Below are 20,050 nucleotides of genomic sequence, written 5' to 3'. Positions count from 1 at the left end.
GAGGGTCGCACGTCCCCGCCTGGCGCGGGCATCGCTGCAACGCCAGCGGGCACTACGGCCAGACCACCCGCAGCCAGGAGCAGCACGGCGTCGACCAGGACCGTGACCGGTATCGGCCAAGCACATGGCACCTGCGGCACTCTGCGGGCCGCGGGCGTACCGGCCGCGCCGGTTCCTGGTCCCGGTGCTCGTCCAAGTCCCGGCATTGTCCCAGCGGCCGCCTTCGGCTGTGTTGGCCCAGTTCGGCTACAGCGCACCTGGGAGACTCTTTGCCAGCACCGCGCTGAGCCCGGGCCAGTGCTCCTCAAGGAGACACGAGGGCGCGGAGCGGCGGCTGGTGGCGGGCTGGCTGTCACCAGCTGGTGATGGCCTCTCCGTTGTGCGGGCCACCGACGCACATGTACATCGGGGGAACCCAGAAGATCTGCCGGATGCGGCCACCGCTGTCGACGCACTGCTGTGCGCTGACCAGCACCTGCGGACTGTCGTCGGTGGTGTCAGCATGGGCGGGCGAGGCGAGCACGGCGCCTGCCCCGCTGAGCAGGATGGCCGCTGTGAGCGTGCCTAAGGCACGGTGGAACCGGTTCATGGCTGAGCCTTCCCAGTGGAAGAGCGCCACCACGGCGGGCGCCCGGTGACGGGGTCCCGGACGGCCAGGCGCGCATCAGAGATCCGGAAGGTGTCTATCCGTATCGTGACCAGACGAACGCCCGGCAGCCAGCGCGCTGATGCGTGGCATGCCGCACCCGCACCCGCACGCTCCCTGACATGCCCCCGTACGCCGTTGCTCTGCTGACAGCCACGCACACTCCCACCGCCCGATCCCCTGCCGGTGCTCCAATGACGATCGCCGCCGGTGCCCCGCCAAACCCCCAGGAACGTGGGTACGGATATGCCACGCGTACCAAGCCAGCCACGACGGCATCGACGGCGGCCGGCGGTGGCACAGCCCCGCGAACGCGGGAGCACCATCCCCAGTCGCCGCACGTGGGCAATGGCCCGGCACCTGTCCGGCTGGGAAGTTGGCAGGCCCGATGTGCGCTGACCCCGATCACATGGTCCTGCCAGGTGCCGAGCCAGAACTCCGCACTGCCACGGCGCTGTTCAAGGCCAGGCGGGCATGCCGGGCCGGCGCCGGGCTGGGCGTGACGCGTCCATGCCCGAGCCCGAGCCGGCTCCGTAGCTCGGCCAAACCACGCGCCGTCCCCCTGCTGCCGGAGCTATTCGGAGCGATCACTTCGATCTGCTCGCCCCGCGGAGGCAGGCCGGAGCCTCGGCGGCGGCGTGCCGGGGAGCCTCATCGGCTCCGGCCCGGGCCGGCGAGCTCGTCCAGGAAGCCGACCACGCCCTCCAGTGGGAGCAACGGTGCGGGGTGAGTGGACGGCTGCCGGGGCGGCGCAGGCACCGGGTGTCCGGGGTTCGGCGCGGATCAGGTCGGTTACGCCGCGCCCGAGAGTGCGGCGGCGGGTGGCCCGCGGGGCCCGGCCCGTGGGACTCCAGCCGAACCGTCCCGCAGCTTCCGTAACGGAGGGCAGCGGGATCGGTCAGCCTGGTTCAGGGAGCAATGCGCGAACCGGCACATGTGCCGCGAGCCTGGCCGCCGTACCGCTATGCCAGCTATGCCGCCAGGCAGTTGCCCGTCTCATGCGTCGTTGAGTCGTGAAGGCCGGGCGGGCGGGGCAAGGATTCGAGTCGGTGGGACGCGGCGGCGATTCAGCCAGAGCGCCCAAAGGAAGTTCCGGCCGGCGCCCTCGCCGGAGGCGGGGCAGCCTCGGCGTGCGGTCAGTGAGCGGCGAGGAGTTCGAGCGTGTCGATCACGCGGTTCGAGAAGCCCCACTCGTTGTCGTACCACGCGACCACCTTGACGTGGCGGCCGTCGACGCGGGTGAGGGCCGAGTCGAAGATCGACGAGGCGGGATTGCCCGTGATGTCGGACGATACGAGCGGGTCGTCCGAGTACTCCAGGATGCCGGCGAGCGGCCCCTCGGCTGCCGCGCGGTAGGCCGCCAGTACGTCGTCGCGCGTCACGTCGCGGGTGACGGTGGTGTTGAGTTCGACGATCGAGCCGACCGGCACCGGTACGCGGATCGAGTCACCCGACAGCTTGCCGTCGAGGTTCGGCAGCACCAGGCCGATCGCCTTGGCGGCGCCGGTCGTGGTCGGCACGATGTTCACGCCGGCGGCCCGGGCGCGGCGCGGGTCGCGGTGCGGACCGTCCTGCAGGTTCTGCTCCTGTGTGTAGGCGTGGACCGTCGTCATGAAGCCGTGCTCGATGCCGGCGAGTTCGTCGAGCACCTTGGCCAGCGGCGCGAGCGCGTTGGTGGTGCAGGAGGCGTTCGAGACGATCGTGTGCACGGCCGGGTCGTAGGCGTCGGTGTTGACACCGAACGCGAGCGTGACGTCGGCGCCGTCCGACGGCGCGCTGACGAGCACCTTGCGCGCACCCGCGTCGAGGTGGGCCCGGGCGGCCTTGGCCGAGGTGAAGCGGCCGGTGGCTTCCAGGACGATGTCGACGCCGAGTTCGGCCCACGGCAGCTGCGCCGGTTCGCGCTCGGCCAGCACCGTGATCCGGTGACCGTCAACGACGAGGGCGTTCCCGTCGACGGTCACCGGGCGCCCGAGCCGGCCGGCGGTGCTGTCGTAGGCGAGAAGCCGGGCGAGAGAGGCAGGCTCGGTGAGGTCGTTGACGGCGACGATCTCGAGGGCGCTGTCGCGCTCCAGCAGTGCGCGCAGCACATTGCGTCCGATGCGGCCGAATCCGTTGATGGCGATGCGAGTCATGAGTGATGTTCCTTTCTCTTTGCCACCATGCTCGTTCGCGGCTCGCACCGCTGACAGTGGCGGGATCGCCAGGGTTCAAAAGGATCCCGCCATGCGGTGCCAGGCGGCGGGGCTATTCGCCCCGAGTGAAAGTGCGCCGGTACTCGCTCGGTGTGGTGCCGAGGATGCGCTGGAAGTGCAGGCGCAGGTTCGCGCCGGTGCCGAGCCCGGTGTCGGCGGCGATCTGTTCGACGCTGCGCTGCGAGCGCTCGAGCAGTTCGCGGGCCAGGTCGATGCGGGCGCGCATCACCCACTGCATCGGCGTGCAGCCGGTCTCCTCGACGAAGCGCCGGGAGAACGTGCGCGGCGAGACCCCGGCCTGCCGCGCCAGTATGTCGAGGGTGAGGGGCTCGGCAAGCCGGTGCAGCGCCCACTCGCGGGTGGCGGCGAAGTGCTCGCCGAGCGGCTCGGGGACACTGCGCGGCACGTACTGGGCCTGGCCGCCGCTGCGGTAGGGGGCCGCGACCAGGCGGCGGGCCGCATGGTTGGACGCGGCCACTCCGAGGTCGCCGCGCAGGATGTGCAGGCACAGGTCGAGCCCGGAGGCGGCGCCGGCCGAGGTGAGCACGCTGCCCTCGTCGACGAACAGCACGTTCTCGTCGAGCCGGATGCGCGGATACCTGGCCACGAGTGCCCGCGTGTAGTGCCAGTGCGTCGTGGCGCGCTTGCCGTCGAGCAGGCCCGTGGCAGCGAGGGCGAAGGCGCCCGTCGAGATGGCAGCGAGCCGCGCACCACGGTCATGGGCGGCAATCAGTGCCTCGATGACCGCCTGCGGCGGGTCGTCTCGGTCCGGGAACCGGTAGCCGGGGACGAAGACGATGTCGGCCCACGCAAGCGCGTCAAGACCGTGGGCGACGTCGTACGACAGGCCATCACCACCGGCCACAAGACCGGGTGCCGCCCCGCACACCCGCACCTCGTACGGCATGCTCGCGCGCGTCGTGAAAACCTGCGCAGGAATGCCGACATCGAGCGGCTTCGCACCCTCAAGCACAAGGACGGCGACACGATGCAGGTGGGAAGCTGGCATAGGAAGAGATTACGTGGGACCTGCACTTCGCTACGCCCACTGCGCGGACCGGGTCGATGACACACCGGCCGGGCGGCAGTGCTCGGAACAGAAGCGGCTCGGCGGGCCCGACCGCGGGCCCCGTCTCCGACAGCAGACGGCCGGGCCCCGGCACATGTCATCGGTGCCGCGCCATCACCGGACCGGCCCAGCAGCCGGGACCCGCACGCGCGTGGACCACCCCGACCGCTGACCTTACGTCCCTGGCCACATCGGGCACACATAAACCGCCGTGCCTCACGCTCGGCCTCCCGATGCTGGAACTCTCCACACACCTGCGGGGCTCTCATCCAACCTGCGGCACTGCGGTCAGAAACTTCTTTCACAGAGGTACGGAGCGCCGGGGCGGCCGACTGCCGGATGCGGCCGGTTCCGCCAGGCTGGATGACAGCAGTCAGGCCCGCCGCCGCTGATGCCGGGGCGCGCGCCGTACGAACGGGAGCGGGCCGACAACGCGTACTCACCCATGGAGATCGCGACCGGTCGAGGCCTGGGACAGGGCACCCCGGTCACCAGCCTTCGCTGGGAACCGCTCAACCTTCGCTGCGAGAGATCAACTGCAGCGTGAACCTGCGCCCCCAGGTCTCCAAGGCCTCGGCTACTGGTCGGCCAGCAGGTCGGTGCGGTGCTGTTCGAGGTCGGTGACGCCGTCGAGGTCCACCTTGACCGTGTATCGGGGCACTCCGTCGGTACCTGTCTCCGGGGTCAGAGTGGCGCTGTGCGCGATGAAGCCATAGTTGCGGCCTGTGTAGATGCCCTTGATCCAGCCGTCCACCGTCCCGACGGCGTCGAAGGGCTCACCGTGCGATCGGAAGGTCCAGTAGGTCCGGTACCAAGCATCCAACTGCTCCGGGGTGGCCAAAAAGTGCCCGGAGCCCGGGTCCCGGGAATCGGCGACGAGATCCTCAGGCCGGTCATCCCCGGTGTCCAGCGCGATGAGGCCCGACGCGTCGGCCTCGGCAGCAGCCGGATACGTCCGGCCACGGTAAACCGCGTAAGCCTTGGGACGGAAATGGTCAGCCTCGGCCAGACGCCGCACCAGGGCGTGCAGAGGCTGCAGCAGATCCTCGCGATGCTCCTCCAGATCGGTGACCTCGTCACGCGGGAAAACGCCGCGGTAGCCGATGACCCGGCGCTTGAGATACTCCTTGGCGAAGTGTTCGTCGGAGCCGAGATAGTTGCCCGAGAGCGTGGCAGGCGTGGCTGCGGTGCATTCGAAAAGCTCACCGCGCCAGCGGAACGTCCACGTCACGGCGTACCAAGCCTCCAGGCGCTCCGGCGCAACCGGGTACCCCACCGACCCGTCAGAGGCCTCGCGCGGCGCAAGCCCTTCGGGCGCGGGACGGCCGGGCTCGGGCAGCAGCTCGACGCACGGCCATAGACCCACGGCGGGGCGGGCCGGGTAGAGGTCGCCGTGGAAGGCCGCTACCTCGCCCTTGACCGGGAAGGGTTGGCCCGCAAGGTCAGTCATAGTAATTCCACAGCCTTTCGTTCTTGTCGAAGAAGCCGACAGCCTCTTCGGTGCCGTCGGCATGCATAAGCCAGATCTCAGCATGGTGAGGGAGGCTGGTGGACTCGGCATACCACTCCGGGACCCCTCCGCCGGTGTAGCCGGTGCCGAGGAACGGGTCATCCCAATCCCGTCCGCGGCTCAGGCCGGCCATGCCGGCGACGCGGTCGGCCAGCTCCTTGTCCCCGACGGCACCGAGGGTCGGATCAGCGCTCATGTCGTGAGGTGCCGGGAAGCGCAGTTGGTACGCCTCGGACGCGCCGCGAGGGACGGGGGTCCAGCCCGCCCCTCCATCGTCAAGAGCGAGCCCGTCGCGCAATTGGTCCATGCTGCGCAGGTCGGCCGTGTCGCAGCCACGCGCGATGGAGCCACGGAACTCACCGGGATTGAACTCCTCCATGCCGAGCTTGGTGACATTCTCCAGATATGCCAGCGCAACCTTGGGCTGAATGACCTTGGTCACCATACGGCCCTCGTCAAGCTTGATCGTGTCACGGACCCCGACGATCTCGCGGGCCTGTGCCTCGCTCAGCTCGTTGGTCCGGCTGAGCCGAAGCTTGTCATGCTCGGAGCGGTCCAGACCGCGTGCCCCCAGCTGATCATCGATCTCCTCCTGGTAGCTGGGGCCATCGCGCAGGGCGTCGTTGCCGTACAGTTCCGAAGCCTCATCAACCGAGCCCACGGCATCCGCAAGCGGCTCCCGCGCCTCATCAGCCTGGTCCGAACCGCCCACAGCCGGCTCCGGAGCATCATCGTCCGTATCCGAAACGTCAGTCGGCCGGTCCGAAACGTCCACCGGAGCGGGCGGCTCCAGAGCATCGTCGGCCCGCTCCGGAGCGTCGAGCGGCGCCGCCGGATCCGGAGCCTCATCAGCCAGGTCCAAGGCATCCGCATCCGTAGGCGACTCCCGCGACTCATCTACCAGCTCCGGAGCCTCGTCCGCCTGCTCGGCATCCACGTCCTGCGCGATTGCAGAGCCAGTTTCGGAGCCTGTATGCGCCGCGTCCAGGTGTTCCTGTGCGCCAGCATCGGCGTCGGCGTCGACCTGCTCAGCCTCCGGCTCCGGAGCGTCGCTCTCCTCTGCATCCGCCGGTTCCGGGGCGTCGTCTGCCCGCTCGGCATCCGCCTCGCGTGTGTCTGCCGGTCCTATTTCGGAGTCTGCGTCCTCAGCAGTCGCCGGTTCCGGGGCGTCAGCATCCAGTTGCTCGGCTTCCGGCTTCGGAGTGTCGCTTTCCTCGGGCGCGCTGTCGGTTTCCTCTACGGCCTCCGACTCCGGGGCGTCCTCCGCTTGCTCGGCACCCGCTTCCTGCGAGTCCTCCGCGTCCGTCGGCTCCGAGGCATCACCGCCGGGCCGCTCGGCCCCCGGTTCCGGGGTGTCGGTCTTCTCCGGTGCGCTGTCAGCTTCCTCTGCAGTCGCCGGTTCCGGAGCGTCGTCTGTCTGCTCGGTGTCCGCGTCGCGTACGTCCGTCGGTTCCGACGCGTCCGCCGGATTGGGCCGGAGTCCGAACCCTCGGCCCTCTGCGGTTCCGGAACCTCGACGTCAGGCTGCCCGGCTTCCGGTTCCGGGGCGTCACTGTCCTCAGGTGCGCTGTCGCCTTCATCTTCAGCCGCCGGTTCCGGAGCGTCGTCCGCGCGCTCTGCGCCCGTATCGCGGGAGCCCGTAGGTTCCGGCGCGTCCGTCGGGCCTGTGCCGGAGTCCGTATCCGCATCCGCCGCCTTCGTCGGATCCGGGGCGTCGACGGGCTCGGGGGGCGGGGCTTCCTGGGGAGGCGGGGGCTGCTCGGGCCGACGGTCGTCCATGATCGAGATTCTGACATTGCCACGTCAAAACTCTTGAATCGCGGGCGCACAGGGAGACCCGAAGCGACCCGTGGCACCGATGCCCCTCCCCCGGGAAGCCCCTTGCCGGCGTCCAGGCCGACGGAGACCTTCTTCTCGCCCGCTCCGAGGGCCGATCAGCGGCGCAGACTCGGACACCTTCGCCACGCCGCAACCCGGACAGGGCACCTCGGATGGAGCTCGGCGCTTCTTGACGACGACATGCGTGCCCTTACCCGCGCGAACCACCCTGACCGCAACACCCACGCGTCTGTACTCCTATAGAGCCCTCACTCAGGGCTCTATAGGAGGTAGTCAGACGGCCGCGCAAGGCCCGCTCGACCACCACTCGGCACGGCCCGAAGAAGTCCACCACCAGCGGCTCAGAGCAGGCTGGACATCAGCGCCGTGGCGGCACCGAGTGACGGCGTTCGCGTGAATTGCACAGCACGGTATGCGGCTACATGCTCACCAGGCGGTGGTGCCACGTTTGGTGTTGAGTCACCCCTAGGCCCAAGGATCCGGGCCGTCGGTAGGCATGAGTTCGGCGATTGCATGAACGTCAGCGGGGATCTGACGGTCCCGGACGTCATGTCCCCAGGCGGTGAGGCCGGCGAGCGCACGCGCGCGGTGTAGCGATCACGATCCTGTGCGTCTCCCTCCGCTGCCCCCTCGAGCTTGAGGTCCTTGAGGTCAGCCTCGACTTGGCCGTAGTCGCAGCGCTTCAACGTGCGCTCGTAGACCAGCGCCTCGTAATCCCACTGTGCGGACACGCGCCGTTCTCCCTTCACTGGGCTCCGGCCGACGGCCAGAACGGACCATGCAATCGGCAAAGAACGGCCCGTGAGCCGAGGTGAGCGGATGGCCCGGCACCGTACTCCCGGTGTGCGGCGAGGTTCCCGCCGCGGCACATCCGCGGCACATGAGCAGCAAACCCTGCCTTGCATCGGATGCCAGACCGCTCCGCTGTGCGCCAGCGACCCTGTCTACCGCACCCGAACCCAGGAAAACACGACAAGATCATCAAACGGCCTTCGAAACGCAGACGCCGGAGCGCAGTAATGCCTTCGAAACAGCTCGCCTCAGTTCCCTGTGCGGACCGCCCAGAATGCCGGGTGCAGCAAGGAGGGGCGACGGGCCAGGAACGCGAACGGGGCACCCCTGCCACCCGTTCTCCAGGGTTTTCTCGCCCTCCCCGCTCTCCCCGGCCCGACGCGGCCAGGTCGCGAAGGCTTCCGCCTCCGCCAGCCAGCCCCCAGGCCAGGCCGGGAGACGATGCCGGGAAGTGCCTCGATATGCCGCGCGGCAGCACCATGACCGATGTCATCCGAAAGGAACACCCGAGCCGAACCTGCACCACCTCGATGGCGGGCGGCCCTGCCCATGCCGACTCCAGCAGTACGGGACGCGCAGGCATCCCGTGCTGCCCCCCGACCGCGCCGGATGGAATTCGTGCGGCGCATTGGACCTCCAATGGCTGCCCAGTTACGGCGTGCCCCCCACCGGCCCCGGGGACCGCGCCACCCTGTGAAGCAGCCCCCCCGTGCGTACGCGCCGATAGCGGCGCACGCCCGCACAGTTGATGGTCCAGTTCAGGCCGCTTTGGTAGGGAGAGCGGGGATCCGACGCATATCGAGAGCCTTGAGGACGGCGGTTCGTTCAGCTCCGAGCCGGCCTGTATTCCGGTGTCGTTCCACGACCCAGTGCGGTTGGAGGCTCTGGCCGGGCTCCTCGTACAGGTAATGCTGCGGCTGGAAAGGTTCACCGGGTCGCTGTTCGCTTTCGGGACCGGGCGCCCGGTTGGGCTCGGGTTGCCGTCCGCTGTCGGCAGTCTGCCGGTGCGATGTAGGCGCACTGGTACAAGCTTGTGCGCATGACTGAGCTTCTCGCGCTATCTGATAACGGCCGCCCCGTCACCGCTCTCGACGACGGATCCGGGCCGACCTTGCTGGTGGTCCATCCCGGTGGTGGCAATGCGACGACCTGGGATGGCGTTACCCACCACCTCGTCGACGACTTCCGCGTCGTCAGGATCTGTCGACGGATCTACGTTTCCGAAGCAGACATCACGCTGCCTCACTCAATGGCTGTCGAGGCCGCCGACATTGCCGCCGTCGCGGATCTCCTGGAGCCACCGGTGCTGCTCGTAGGGCACTCCTCCGGTGCCGTCGCCGCGTTGGAAGCCGCCTTGCTCGGCCAGTCGGCGTACGCCGGCCTGTGCCTCTACGAACCCCCGTTGCCCACCAAGGAATTGATCGCTGGGTCAACGGGAGCACGTGCCCGTGCCGAGCTCGACAACGGCGATGCGGTCGAGGCAATGCGGATCCATATGCGGGACATCGTCCGCATGCCCACGACCGTGGTCGATGCCATGTTCGCCGACCAGCACATGCGCGCAGCGCTGTCCCTGTACGCAGCGGCACAGATCGCAGACAACGAAGCGATCGACGCGCTCGGCGTCGGCATTGATCGCTTCGCGACGCTCGAAACACCGGCAGTCCTCATCGAGGGGGACCGCAGCCCCGCCCACCTGCGCGAACGTCTAGCCGACCTGGCGGCAGTCCTGCCGAATGGGCGGATCGTCACGCTTACCGGCCAGGGACACGTCGCCCACCTCACCGCTCCCGACGCTCTGGCCGACACCATCCGGAACATGGCGGCACAGGTTCTCCACCTGTGACGGATGCCGTGACCGCACAGGTCGCCAGCATCGAGAAGATCGACGGTGTGATGGTCCTCGACATCCGCCGTGCCGTACGGGCCGTGCGCGACGCGGGGAGCGCATCGGCGCCGTGACGCAGAGGAGGCCGGTTGTCCGGGGCAAGCGCCGTCACGCTCCCGCGCCGGGCACCCGGCACCGTTCAGCCGGCGTGCCTCCCCACATCAGGATTTGGCCAACGTATTACGCTGCGGATCAGCTGGAAGACGGGGAGAGCAGTGGACACCAGGGATTTCGAACAGTGGCGCATCGCAGCGGATGCTGAAGACACACGGCAGGAAATACCGGTGCCGACGAGCGACTTCCCCGCCGTCGTCCAGGGATGCGACGCGCTCCTGGACGCCGCGGAACTCCTGCAGGACCTGTCGGTGCCCGGCACACTCGCGCAAGCGCGTAAAAGGATCAGCTGGGCCCTGCGCCGGATCCCGCAGGAAGGCCCGGATGAATCCTGCCACCACTACCGCTGGCGCAGCTCCCTCAACAGCGACGACCAGTTCGATGTCTGCTCGGTGCTCTCCTACGGCCGGTGTGCTCCGCTGATGGAGGCGCGAGCCACTCACGAGGAACCGGACGGCGGCCGCTGCGGAGGATGCGGGAAGGCCTGGGTGCCGGAGGACGACTACACCCCCTACCTCGGCGGGTTCGTCGTCCACACCAAGGACTGCCCGGTCCTTCTGGCGAGCAGATGAGCGCCTCCTCCCCCTCGGGGTGGCGCCGAGCGTTGGGATGAGCCGCACTGCGTCCGGACCAACGGCCCACCGCCGAGGGTGAGACGGACCCAGGAGGGGTGCACGCCGAGGGCCAACAAAGGGCCGGGGGGCATGGCGCCCTCGCTTGGCCAGCGGGATCCCGCGGCAGTCCTGCTGGGAGGCACTGCTGGATTGCTCGCTGGTGCAGATCGCTGACGCTGCGGCGGACGCCCGCTGCTTCGACCGTGAGGAAGGTCCACAACTGCCCCGGCCCGCCAGACACTGACCACCGCCGCCCAATCGCGAACCACTAGCACGGCCTTGGCCGGATGAAAGAGCCTAGTGAAGAGGTGAGCCACCAGCCGAGCATGTCGGCCGACCGTATAGGGGTAGCAAAGGCCAGCACATGGAGGTCCGCCGGCGGAAGGTTTCGGTGTACGGCTCACCGAGACCGAAGGGCGCCATGAGGCGACCGGGGCGCCTGACGCAGGCCCGGCCGTAGCCACGCATCCGGCACTCCGCCCCGCGGCCGGCTCTCCGGCGAAGGGATGCTCACCGGGGGCGAGGATCTATACGCAGGTCTCGCACTGCGCCAGGAGCATGCGCGGCTCATCGGGAACCGTCATGCGGGTTTCACAGGAACACCAGGGCAGTCAGCCCGAGGTAGATGCCACCGGTCAGGCGGGACAGACGGCGGTCACGGCGCGGGGTCCCGCGGAGACGGCTGGTGAGCGCGGCGCCGGCGAGTGCGTAGCAGAGGTCGAAGGTGAGGGCGATGGCCAGGAAGACCGCGCCGAGTTCGAGCATGCGGGCCCGGGTTTCCCCAGGGGGCAGGCCGGTGGGCAGGAATTGCGGGAGGAAGGCCAGGAAGAAGAGGGCGACTTTGGGATTGAAAAGGTTGACGAGAACGGCATCGCGGTAGAGCCGGAGCAGTCGGCGGCGGGCGGGAGGGCCGGCAACGCCGCCGGCATCGGCGGAGGCGGCGGGCTGGTGGTGGAGCAGGGCACGTGCGCCCAGGTAGGCGAGGTAGCCGGCGCCCGCGTAGCGCAGGGCGGTGAAGGCGAGCGGGTGGTCGGCGATGAAGGCAGCCAGGCCGCAGACGGCGGCGGTGACATGGACGAGCGTGCCGGTTTCCACGCCGAGGGCCGAGACGATGCCGGCCGTGCGCCCGTCCTGGACGCTGCGCGTGATGATGTAGATCAGGTTCGGGCCCGGCACAGCGATCAGGATCAGTGAGGCGAGGGCGAAGGCGGCGAGTGAGGTCATCCGCGTTCCAGTGCCGTGTGCAGCAGGCCGAGGGGCGGAGCACCGAGGTCGAACAAGGCGCTGTGGAAACGACGGAGTGTGAAGGCGCTGCCCCAGCGTTGCCTGGCCTGCTCGCGCAGGTCGAGAATGGCGAACTTGCCCCAGGTGTACCGGCCGTAAGTGGGGTCGAACAGTCCGCGCTCGGCCTCGTGCAGAGCTGCGGGACCGGCCAGCGAGACGTCCTCGGTGAACCGCGCCGCCGCGTCCGTCAGGGTCATGGCTCCGGTGTGGAGTCCGATGGCGCAGGCGAAGCGGGTGACTCTGCGCAAGCCGTCCTGGGCGACCGCGACGGCCACGCGCGGGTCACCGTCGCGGAAGCCCTGCTCCAGGGCCAGCTCCTCGCAGTAATGGGCCCAGCCCTCGATGAAGGCATCGGAGTGGAGCGTGCGGCGGACATCACTCGCCGCCCGGCGCAGCGCCCTGCCGTGGCTGGCGTGCCCGGGTGCCACTTCGTGGATGGCCATGTTGGGCATCAGCGTCCGGTTGAAGCCGGTCGACAGCCACTGGTTGTTCTCCGCCCTGCTCCAGGCGGCGTCGGGGAGGGTGATGCGGAAAGTGCCGGGTGCGTCGGTCTCATGGGGCGCGGACGCGAAGAGGCCGGCCAGCGCCCGGCGCTGGGAGTCGGGCATGGGCAGGACGTCCACCTCGACATCGTGGTGGGGCACCAGATCGTGCCGGGCGGTCCAGGTGACCGTCTCCTCGACGAGCGCTGCGAACTCCTCCAGCAGGCTGTCGGCGCCGGGATGATCGGCCTGCAGGGCCCGTACGGTGTCGGCGGGCGCGGCCTCGGGGTCGATGCGGCGCAGGGAGTCGTCGAGCAGGGCACGCAGGCGGTCCCGTTCCGCGTCCACCCGAGCGGACATCGCGGCAAGGTCGACGGTGCAGGCTTCGGCCGCGCCCAGGAGCCGGGCGAGCGCGGGGCCGCCGAGTGCCGCGGACGGCGGGCCTTCGGCGGCGGCGTGCTCCAGGTGGGCGATGAGCCGGGCGTGTGCCCGGCCGGCGGCGGCGTGGACGGGGCCACCGGTCCGGGGGTTGAGAAAGGTGGCCAGACCGCGGGCGAGCGGCAGCGTGGCGGCGGCCAGTGCCGCGGGGACGCGGTCCAGTGCCTCCACTGCTGCGTCCACGGCGTCCGGCCACCGGCGCAACTGGGCCGACCGGGCGGCGTCCCGCTCGGGCCGGGGCGCGTAGGGGCGGTCGTAGCCGGTCAGGTCCAGGTTCTCGATGTGCCACAGGGGGTTGCTGCGATGCAGTTCGAGCTCGCCGAAGCGGGCCCGGAGGGCTTCCTCCGCGGCCGCTGCGTGCGCTTCGTCGTGCGGGTCCGGATAGGGCTTGGTGCCGGCGGGGCCACCGAGGGCGGCGAGGCCGCGTCGTACTCCGTCCGGCGACAGGTCTTGGACGACTCCGTCGTACTCATGTCGTCCCGCGCCGTCTCTCGCCGCGAAGACGGAAAGGTCGCAGATGGCTGCCAGCCGGGGATCAAGGGGCGATGCGGATGTCATGCCGTTAGCCTCTCGTCGCGGAGGCTCGTACTCCCGTGCCAATGGAGGGGAAAGTGGACCGGAACAGTAGGACGCCCGAACTGGACGAGCTGGTCGACCTGCTGGGCGACTGGAGTGCGGGTGAGGGGCCGCTGTACCAGCGGCTCACCGATGCCTTCGACCAGGCCGTCCGGTCCGGGGACCTGCGCACCGGTGACCGTCTGCCGTCCGAGCGGCGGCTCGCCGGCGCCCTCTCGGTCAGCCGGGCGACGGTTGTCGCCGCGTACGACGCACTGCGCGGGTCGGGTCTGGTGGAGACCCGCCGCGGCAGCGGCACACAGGTGTCGGGAGACGCCGCCGGCCACCGGGTTCCGGTGGACGGGCGCGTGCGCGGCGGCCAGGCCACCGCGGTGATCCAACGGCTGATCACACAACCGCCGGACCTCATCTCGCTGGGGCGGACGGCCGAGGCCGGCGGTCCGGACCTGGCCCAAGCACTGCTCCACCTTGTCCGCGAGGACCTACCCGGGCTGCTCTGTGAGGCGGGATACCACCCGGCCGGGCTCCCCGCACTGCGCGCAGCGATCGCCGCCCACCACACCGCACACGGCCTGCCGACCACGCCCGACCAAGTGGTGGTGACCACCGGCGCCACACAGGCCGTCACCCTGAGCGCCCAGCTCTGCCTCGGGCGGGGGTCCACCACCATCGTGGAATCCCCCGGATGGCCGGGCTGTCTCGACGTTCTCAGAGCCGTCGGCTCGCGGCTGGTCGGCGTCGAACTCGACTCCGACGGCATCCGGATCGACCGTCTCGCCACCGCGCTCGCCGAACACCGGCCCGCGCTGCTCTACCTCATGCCGACCTACCACAACCCCACCGGCACCCTGATGTCCGCCGGACGCCGACGCCGGGTGGCCGAACTCGCCGCCGAACACGGCGTCACCATCCTTGAAGACAGCGCCCACGCGGCCGCCCTCGCCCCCGGGCAGGCCCCGCCTCCCATCGCCGCGAACCCTGCCGGAGCGGCCGTGCTGACAGTGGGTTCACTGACCAAGGCCGTATGGGGCGGCCTGCGGATCGGCTGGATCCGCGCGCCGCACGACACCGTGGCCCGCCTGGCCCGGATCAAGGCACTCAACGACCTCGGCAGCCCGCTCCTCGACCAGGCCCTGGCCGCCCGGCTTCTTCCCACGCTCCCGGCCCTCGCGCCCGAGCGGACCCGCATCCTTCGCGAGCAACTCGCCACCATGACCCGGCTCCTGACCGAGCAGCTCCCGGAATGGCGCTGGCAGGCACCGCAAGGCGGCTCCGTTCTGTGGATCCGACTGCCCGCCGGCACGGACGCCCGGGTCTACGCACAGGTGGCATTGCGCCACGGCGCGGAGGTCATCCCGGGCGCTACGACGGATACGACCGGCGCCCACGACAACTACATCCGCCTCCCCTACTCCTTCGCCCCGGAGACCGCGGCAACACTGGTCAGCCGCCTCTCAGCGGCCTGGACTGCACTGACCTGCGCCAATGGGCACAACAGCTGCTGAGCACAGCACTCAGCAGCTGGCGCGGGGACCCTCCTCGCGGACACGGGGGGGGCAGGAGCGTGCGCTGGAGCCCGTGAACAACGCTTTGGAGCCATCCCCGCGGGCGCGGGGAACACGTGCGGCCGGCTGCCGCGTCCGAGGATCGGTCTGCGGCCGGCTATTCCGCTGCCGGGGCCGGTCCTCGGAAAGCCGGTGTGCTGTTGTGCTTGTCGTCGTGGCGCAGTGGTTCGGGGAGCGCTACCCAGGCCGGCGAGGTGAAGGTGCTCATGTCGGCGCCGTGCTCGGCCAGCGTGCGCAGGAAGTTCTCCGGCTTGCCGTCCACACCATGGATCACCTTCACAGGCCTTCGGGTCGTGTTGGCAAGGGTCTGCGCCTGGCTCATGACGGCGGCGACGATCTGTGTGAGCCCGCTGTTGACCGAGGTGGACCGGGTGCGCTCCGGACCGGTTCGTTCCGGGCTGGTGCGCCCTGCTGCCACGTGCACTTTCCAGCCGACGGGCTGCTGACGGTAGTCGGCCATGATCTGCACCAGCCATGCCGCAGCCTCGGCGTCCGTCAGGTTACCGCCGGCGCGCAGCTGGTCGAGGCGTTCCTCGCCAGGGCCGGGCTGCGCTGCTACCTCGGTCATCCATTCAGTGAAGTCCGTCATGGCCTGGGCAACGATCCGGGTCGGCTTTGGTCGCCGTGCCTGCGGCCGTCCGGGTGCCCGCCCGGGTCCAGCGGCCCGCATGACGTCATGAGCCGTCGGTGCCTGCCGGCGCGGTCAGGGCAGGATACGCATGCCGCTCGCCGAACCTCCCCGCGCCCACCTCCTGGCTGGTCCCGGACGAAGGCGTGTCTCTGGTTCTTTTGCTCGGGCCTGTGTGCCTCGCTCGGCATTGACCCGTTCAGCCGTTCAATCTGCTTGGCCGGCGCGTCGGCGCCCGGGCGACCTGGCCCTCGGGGAGGGGGTTCCGTTCCTCCCTCCCCCAGTGCATGGCCATGCAGAGTGGGAAAGCCCAGCTCGAAGACCTGGTGAGCGAATCCCGCCTGGCCCTGCGAGGCTCCTGAATCCGTACGGTCGGCAGCGCCGACGGATGCCTCTGATGACGGCGGCAGTGTCGTCGGGGGCTCTGAGGTGTGCTGCTTGCCGGGGATGCTGCACCGTGTTCTCCCCTACGGTCTTCTGTGGCGTTTCCTCATGCCTCCTGCACCGGTGAGCGTGGAGCCGGTCGCCGGGGCGGGGCATCCGGTCAGCCGGTGAAGGTCTCGTTGCCCAGGACGCGCAGAGACTCCAGTCGTTCGGCGGTGCCGGTGCCGGGCTGCGGACGGTAGAGGAAGAGCCGGTTGCCGGTACCGGGGCTCAGTACGGCGTCGCACTGGAGGTCGAGGCGGCCGGCGTGCGGGTGGAGGATGGTCTTGCGGGCGGAGCGGACGGTGTCGACCTCGCCGAGCTCGCACAGGGCCGCGAACTCTCGCTGCGCTCCAGCAGGTCGTGCACCAGGGATTCGCCCGCGGGGTAAGGACCGTGCCGGTAGACGGCCGAGCGCAGGTCGGCGACGATGAGCGGCCGAGCGCCTCGTGGTCCTCCTCGGGGTAGAGGCGGCGTGCGTCCGGTTCGGTGAACCATTGCGAGGCGCCGTTGCCCTGGTGCCCCAGCCTGCCGGCCAGCGGGCCGGGGAGTGCGACGGCCGCCGCGTTCTGCACGATCACCGTTCCCAGGTCGTCGACGATCTGCGCGGGCGTGCCGGCGAGGGCGTCGACGATGTGCATCAGCCCAGGCTCCGCGTAGCCGCCGGCGAAGCGGTGTTGCGGGGGCTGGTAGCCGGCGACCGCGTACAGGTCGACCCCCTCGTCGGTGGACAGGCGCAGCACCCGGACGAGGGAAGCGAGCGTGGACTCGGAGGGGCTGACACCGCGGGCTTGTTCGAGGCGCCCGTAGTAGTCGGTGGAGATGTTGGCGAGTATCGCCACCTCCTCGCGGCGCAGGCCCGGAGTACCGCGCCGACCGCCCGGGATCAGGCCGACATCGGCAGGGCGCAGGGCCTCGCGCCGGCCGCGCAGGAAGCGGCCCAGTTCAGTGCGGTCGGTCATGGGCAGTGCTCCCTGGCGGTACGACGGGGCGATTGCGATTGCAGTGCGGTTGCGGTTGTGCTTGCGACTTGCAGGGGGCGGTTCGAAGGGGGCGCGCCGGGTAAAGACCGGCGGTTCAGCGGCCAGTGGTGAGGACCATGCGGAAGCGGGACCTGCCCCTGGTCATCTTCTCGACGGCAGCGGCAGCCTCTTCCAGGGGCACCTCTTCAATCCAGGCCCGCACGCCGCTCTGGGCAGCGAAGCGCTGCGTGTCCTGGGTGTCAACGGGATCTGCTGCCCGCGGACCGGGAACTTCGCCAGCCTGGAGGCCGGCGAAGTCGACGTGCGCCAAGGCCTGGTCGCCTCCCGCGCCCGCGGCCGCATCGGCGGACGCCCCACGGTCGCCACCCCGGAGGTGGACCTGCGGCCCTCCGCCGTCCTGCGTCGGCCGGAAGTGAGAACGCGGTGATCCCCGGCCTGCACCGGATGCAACGCGGAGTCCTGTTATCGAGCGCGAAACCGCCGGATGAGACAGGTCCGTTCGGCCTGTCGGGGATGATTGCCCGTCCTGCACCGCGAGCTCTCCGTCAGGCGCGGACACCGACGCGGACAGCGAGCCCACGTAGCTCGGTGGTCGTCCGCCCTGAGACCAGTGGCCCGGAAACCAGGGACTTCACCGCCGGGCGGGCGTGTGTCTCCTCGGGGGCGTGAACTTCGGCGGCCAGGAGTGCGCGAAATGCAGTCGTCCCGGCGGTTCCAGCGTGCGAGGGCGGTGGCGACGTCGGTGTAGTAGCGGGCCCGGAAGCGTTGCTGCTGGGGGTGACGGTGAGCGGAGCGATGGGTAAGGCTGCAGGTCTCGCCGTTCACCGCTCCGCTCACCGTCTCAGCCCGCGGTCAGCGGAGCTGCCGCTCCGTCTACGTCAGGGTGCCGCAGTTTGTCTTGTAGCGGGCCACGACATAGCCGTCGATCTCGCCGCCCCAGTCAACGCACTTGCCCTTGGCGTCCAGGTAGACCGGTCCGGAGTACGAGGTGAAGAAGCCGTACTGTTCCTGCTTCGACTTCAGTTCCTGGTTGCGCTGGAGCCAGGAACCGACCCACAGCCGCGAGCCGGCCGAGCTGTTCCGCTTGGTCACCACGCAGTTCTTGCCGGCGGCCTTGTTGTAGGCCAGGAAGACCGTCCCGCGGCCGGGGATCGGGATCTCATTGACCTGGGTGTAGCCGGTGCCGCACTCCTGGTTGTACGCGGCGGTGCGGGCCGGAGCGGCAACGGACATCCCGCTGCCCGCCGCCAGCGCGGTGACGGTCGTGGCAGTGACGAGCAGTGCAGCTCCCGCAATACGGGCACGTGCAGCACGTTTCACTGTGTCCTCCGTAGTAGTCGCATGGTGCCGGTCGATGGGCGTACAGGGGACGGCCGTCTCCGTGCCCGAACAGACCCTCCACACCCCAAAGAGGTTGCACGCCCCCTCACCCCCACAAATCAGAACCGGCCATCACGCCGCACAACGGCGCGTGCCCCACAGGCTTCCGCGATTTCAGCCGAGTTCGCCGGCCGGTGGAGGGACGCTGTCCGCGGGCACGCACGGGTCCTGAGCACCACTGCGGGTCCATCCCCGCATACACGGGGACCAGGACAGTCGAAGCCGGCCGGAGGGAACGGCCCAGGGGCCGTCGATAGGAGGAAGGCCCTCGCCGGCCCCGGCCTGCGCCGGGCACGGTCCACCGCTCGAAGCCGGCGAACCACCACCACCGCCCCCGGCAGACCGTCCTCCCCCGCTCGTCGGCGTCCGGCCCGGGAGCGGAGCCGGGGTCGATTGTCAGTGGTGGGTGAGAAGGTGAGGGCACCGAGTCAGAAAGAGGGGGAACGGACGTGTCCGGAAACCAGAACTACATCAACCACGTTGCTCTTGTACTGGATGCCAGTTCATCCATGTCGCACCTGAGCCGGAAGGTCGTCGAAGTCGCCGACCAGCAGATCGCCTATCTGGCGCGCCGGTCGGAGGAGCTGGACCAGGAGACCCGCGTGACGGTGTACGTCTTCGCGGACAACGTGGAGTGCGTCATTTACGACAAGGACGTACTGCGGATGCCGTCCCTGAAGCAGTTGTACCGAGTAGGGGGAATGACGGCCCTGCTGGCGGCCACGCTCAAATCGCAGCGGGAGCTGGCACAGACAGCTCAGCTGTACGGCGACCACAGCTTCCTGACGTTCGTGCTGACCGACGGGCAGGAGAACGCAAGTCACCACTGCCCGGATGCCCCTGCCAGGGACCAGCGTGCACTGGTACAGGCCGTGGCCGAGATGATCGCCACGCAGGAGGACAACTGGACCCTGGCCGTCCTCGTACCGGACCAGATGGGCAAGCGCGAGGCCATGCAGTACGGATTCCCGAAAGAAAACATCGCTGTCTGGGACGCCACGAGCACACAAGGCCTGGAAGAGGCCGGGCAGGTCATCCAGCAGGCCACCGAGAAGTTCATGGTGGGCCGTACCCAAGGCATCCGAGGATCGCGAGCGGTGTTCTCCACGGGAGCAGAGACGGTCAACAAGGACACCATCAAGGCCGCCGGACTCACCCCGGCGAACCCCTCGGAATACCAGCTGGTTCCAGTGACCCGTGAAACAGCCATCCGGGACTGGGTCACCGAATCCGGACACGCCTACCGCACCGGCTGTGCGTTCTACCAGCTGAGCAAGACGGAAAAGATCCAGGCGCGGAAGCAGATCGCTGTACTGGAGAAGAAAACCGACCGCGTGTACACGGGACCTCAGGCCCGTGCCCTCATCGGCCTGCCGGACGTGGAAGCCCGCGTCAAGCCCGACCACAACGACGACTTCACCATCTTCGTGCAGAGCACCAGCGTCAATCGGAAGCTCATCCCCCACACACGCCTGCTGATCATGAAGTGACGCCTTGAAAGGCCCACGCCGGTTTCCACTTGCGGCTGCTCTGACAGTCCGGCCATGCGGCCTGGACGGTCATCGCTGCGATGTGCCCGGCCGGGGCCCCTCTGGGAGGCCCTCGGCCGCTGGTTGGGCCCGCC

16 protein-coding genes and 1 pseudogene are annotated in these 20,050 nt (G+C 69.5%); 4 read left to right on the top strand and 13 right to left on the bottom strand.

The genetic code is table 11. The annotated features are described in order from the left end of the window. Nucleotides 1-352: 352 nt before the first annotated feature. The 6 genes from ACOTKD_RS19020 to ACOTKD_RS18995 all read right to left on the bottom strand — a co-directional run bounded on the left by ACOTKD_RS19020 (nt 353) and on the right by ACOTKD_RS18995 (nt 6,357). On the bottom strand, nt 353-589 hold the full coding sequence (locus ACOTKD_RS19020) for a hypothetical protein (RefSeq protein ID WP_424890152.1): 237 nt from the start codon (nt 587-589) through the stop codon (nt 353-355). A gap of 462 nt (nt 590-1,051) precedes the next feature. Continuing rightward, on the bottom strand, nt 1,052-1,237 hold the full coding sequence (locus ACOTKD_RS19015) for an abortive infection family protein (RefSeq protein WP_424890151.1): 186 nt from the start codon (nt 1,235-1,237) through the stop codon (nt 1,052-1,054). A 545-nt stretch (nt 1,238-1,782) separates the two neighbouring features. Further along, nucleotides 1,783-2,781 carry a type I glyceraldehyde-3-phosphate dehydrogenase gene (gap, locus tag ACOTKD_RS19010; RefSeq protein ID WP_424890150.1) on the bottom strand — a complete coding sequence of 333 codons (999 nt, stop codon included), beginning with the start codon at nt 2,779-2,781 and terminating at the stop codon, nt 1,783-1,785. A 112-nt stretch (nt 2,782-2,893) separates the two neighbouring features. Beyond that, a complete protein-coding gene (locus ACOTKD_RS19005) occupies nt 2,894-3,850 on the bottom strand; it encodes a GlxA family transcriptional regulator (RefSeq protein ID WP_424890149.1) in 957 nt (318 codons plus the stop codon). A 637-nt stretch (nt 3,851-4,487) separates the two neighbouring features. Further along, a complete protein-coding gene (locus tag ACOTKD_RS19000) occupies nt 4,488-5,360 on the bottom strand; it encodes a hypothetical protein (RefSeq protein WP_424890148.1) in 873 nt (290 codons plus the stop codon). Beyond that, nucleotides 5,353-6,357, bottom strand: a complete 1,005-nt coding sequence (locus ACOTKD_RS18995) for a hypothetical protein (RefSeq protein WP_424890147.1) — start codon at nt 6,355-6,357, stop codon at nt 5,353-5,355. Before ACOTKD_RS18995 ends, ACOTKD_RS19000 begins: the two co-directional genes overlap by 8 nt. A 2,733-nt stretch (nt 6,358-9,090) precedes the next feature. On the opposite strand from ACOTKD_RS18995, the gene ACOTKD_RS18990 reads away from it, so the two are divergent. Together ACOTKD_RS18990 and ACOTKD_RS18985 are read left to right on the top strand one after the other, a co-directional pair. Next, complete coding sequence (locus ACOTKD_RS18990; RefSeq protein ID WP_424890146.1) at nt 9,091-9,897, top strand: alpha/beta fold hydrolase; 807 nt, start codon at nt 9,091-9,093, stop codon at nt 9,895-9,897. Nucleotides 9,898-10,223: 326 nt separating this feature from the next. Next, a complete protein-coding gene (locus ACOTKD_RS18985; protein ID WP_424890145.1) occupies nt 10,224-10,625 on the top strand; it encodes a hypothetical protein in 402 nt (133 codons plus the stop codon). A gap of 633 nt (nt 10,626-11,258) precedes the next feature. On the opposite strand, the gene ACOTKD_RS18980 is transcribed toward ACOTKD_RS18985, so the two are convergent. Together ACOTKD_RS18980 and ACOTKD_RS18975 are read right to left on the bottom strand one after the other, a co-directional pair. Beyond that, nucleotides 11,259-11,891 (bottom strand): LysE family translocator, encoded by a 633-nt coding sequence (locus ACOTKD_RS18980; protein ID WP_424890144.1) that lies wholly within the window; start codon nt 11,889-11,891, stop codon nt 11,259-11,261. Beyond that, entirely contained in the window at nt 11,888-13,429 is a 1,542-nt protein-coding gene (locus tag ACOTKD_RS18975) for a DUF885 family protein (RefSeq protein ID WP_424890143.1), read from the bottom strand. The genes ACOTKD_RS18980 and ACOTKD_RS18975 overlap by 4 nt, the downstream gene beginning before the upstream one ends. A gap of 53 nt (nt 13,430-13,482) precedes the next feature. Here ACOTKD_RS18975 and ACOTKD_RS18970 point away from each other — a divergent pair, with 53 nt between their 5' ends. After that, a complete protein-coding gene (locus ACOTKD_RS18970; protein WP_424890142.1) occupies nt 13,483-14,952 on the top strand; it encodes a PLP-dependent aminotransferase family protein in 1,470 nt (489 codons plus the stop codon). 157 nt (nt 14,953-15,109) lie between these two features. On the opposite strand, the gene ACOTKD_RS18965 is transcribed toward ACOTKD_RS18970, so the two are convergent. The 5 genes and pseudogenes from ACOTKD_RS18965 to ACOTKD_RS18945 form a co-directional block, all read right to left on the bottom strand. Continuing rightward, nucleotides 15,110-15,601, bottom strand: a complete 492-nt coding sequence (locus tag ACOTKD_RS18965) for a hypothetical protein (protein WP_424890141.1) — start codon at nt 15,599-15,601, stop codon at nt 15,110-15,112. 583 nt (nt 15,602-16,184) lie between these two features. After that, nucleotides 16,185-16,394: a hypothetical protein gene (locus tag ACOTKD_RS18960; protein ID WP_424890188.1), complete on the bottom strand. Its 210-nt coding sequence runs from the start codon at nt 16,392-16,394 to the stop codon at nt 16,185-16,187. A gap of 172 nt (nt 16,395-16,566) precedes the next feature. Further along, nucleotides 16,567-17,025 (bottom strand): annotated as a pseudogene (locus tag ACOTKD_RS18955) (helix-turn-helix domain-containing protein); the annotation flags it as partial. A gap of 115 nt (nt 17,026-17,140) precedes the next feature. Then, nucleotides 17,141-17,356, bottom strand: a complete 216-nt coding sequence (locus tag ACOTKD_RS18950) for a hypothetical protein (RefSeq protein WP_424890140.1) — start codon at nt 17,354-17,356, stop codon at nt 17,141-17,143. Nucleotides 17,357-17,919: 563 nt separating this feature from the next. After that, nucleotides 17,920-18,366 carry a spore-associated protein A gene (locus ACOTKD_RS18945; RefSeq protein ID WP_424890139.1) on the bottom strand — a complete coding sequence of 149 codons (447 nt, stop codon included), beginning with the start codon at nt 18,364-18,366 and terminating at the stop codon, nt 17,920-17,922. 509 nt (nt 18,367-18,875) lie between these two features. On the opposite strand from ACOTKD_RS18945, the gene ACOTKD_RS18940 reads away from it, so the two are divergent. Next, on the top strand, nt 18,876-19,916 hold the full coding sequence (locus tag ACOTKD_RS18940; RefSeq protein ID WP_424890138.1) for a vWA domain-containing protein: 1,041 nt from the start codon (nt 18,876-18,878) through the stop codon (nt 19,914-19,916). The last annotated feature ends 134 nt before the right edge of the window (nt 19,917-20,050 follow it).

This window comes from Streptomyces sp. XH2 (assembly GCF_049725035.1).
Lineage (GTDB): Bacteria > Actinomycetota > Actinomycetes > Streptomycetales > Streptomycetaceae > Streptomyces > Streptomyces roseoverticillatus.
This window is presented reverse-complemented; position numbering and strand designations above follow the sequence as displayed.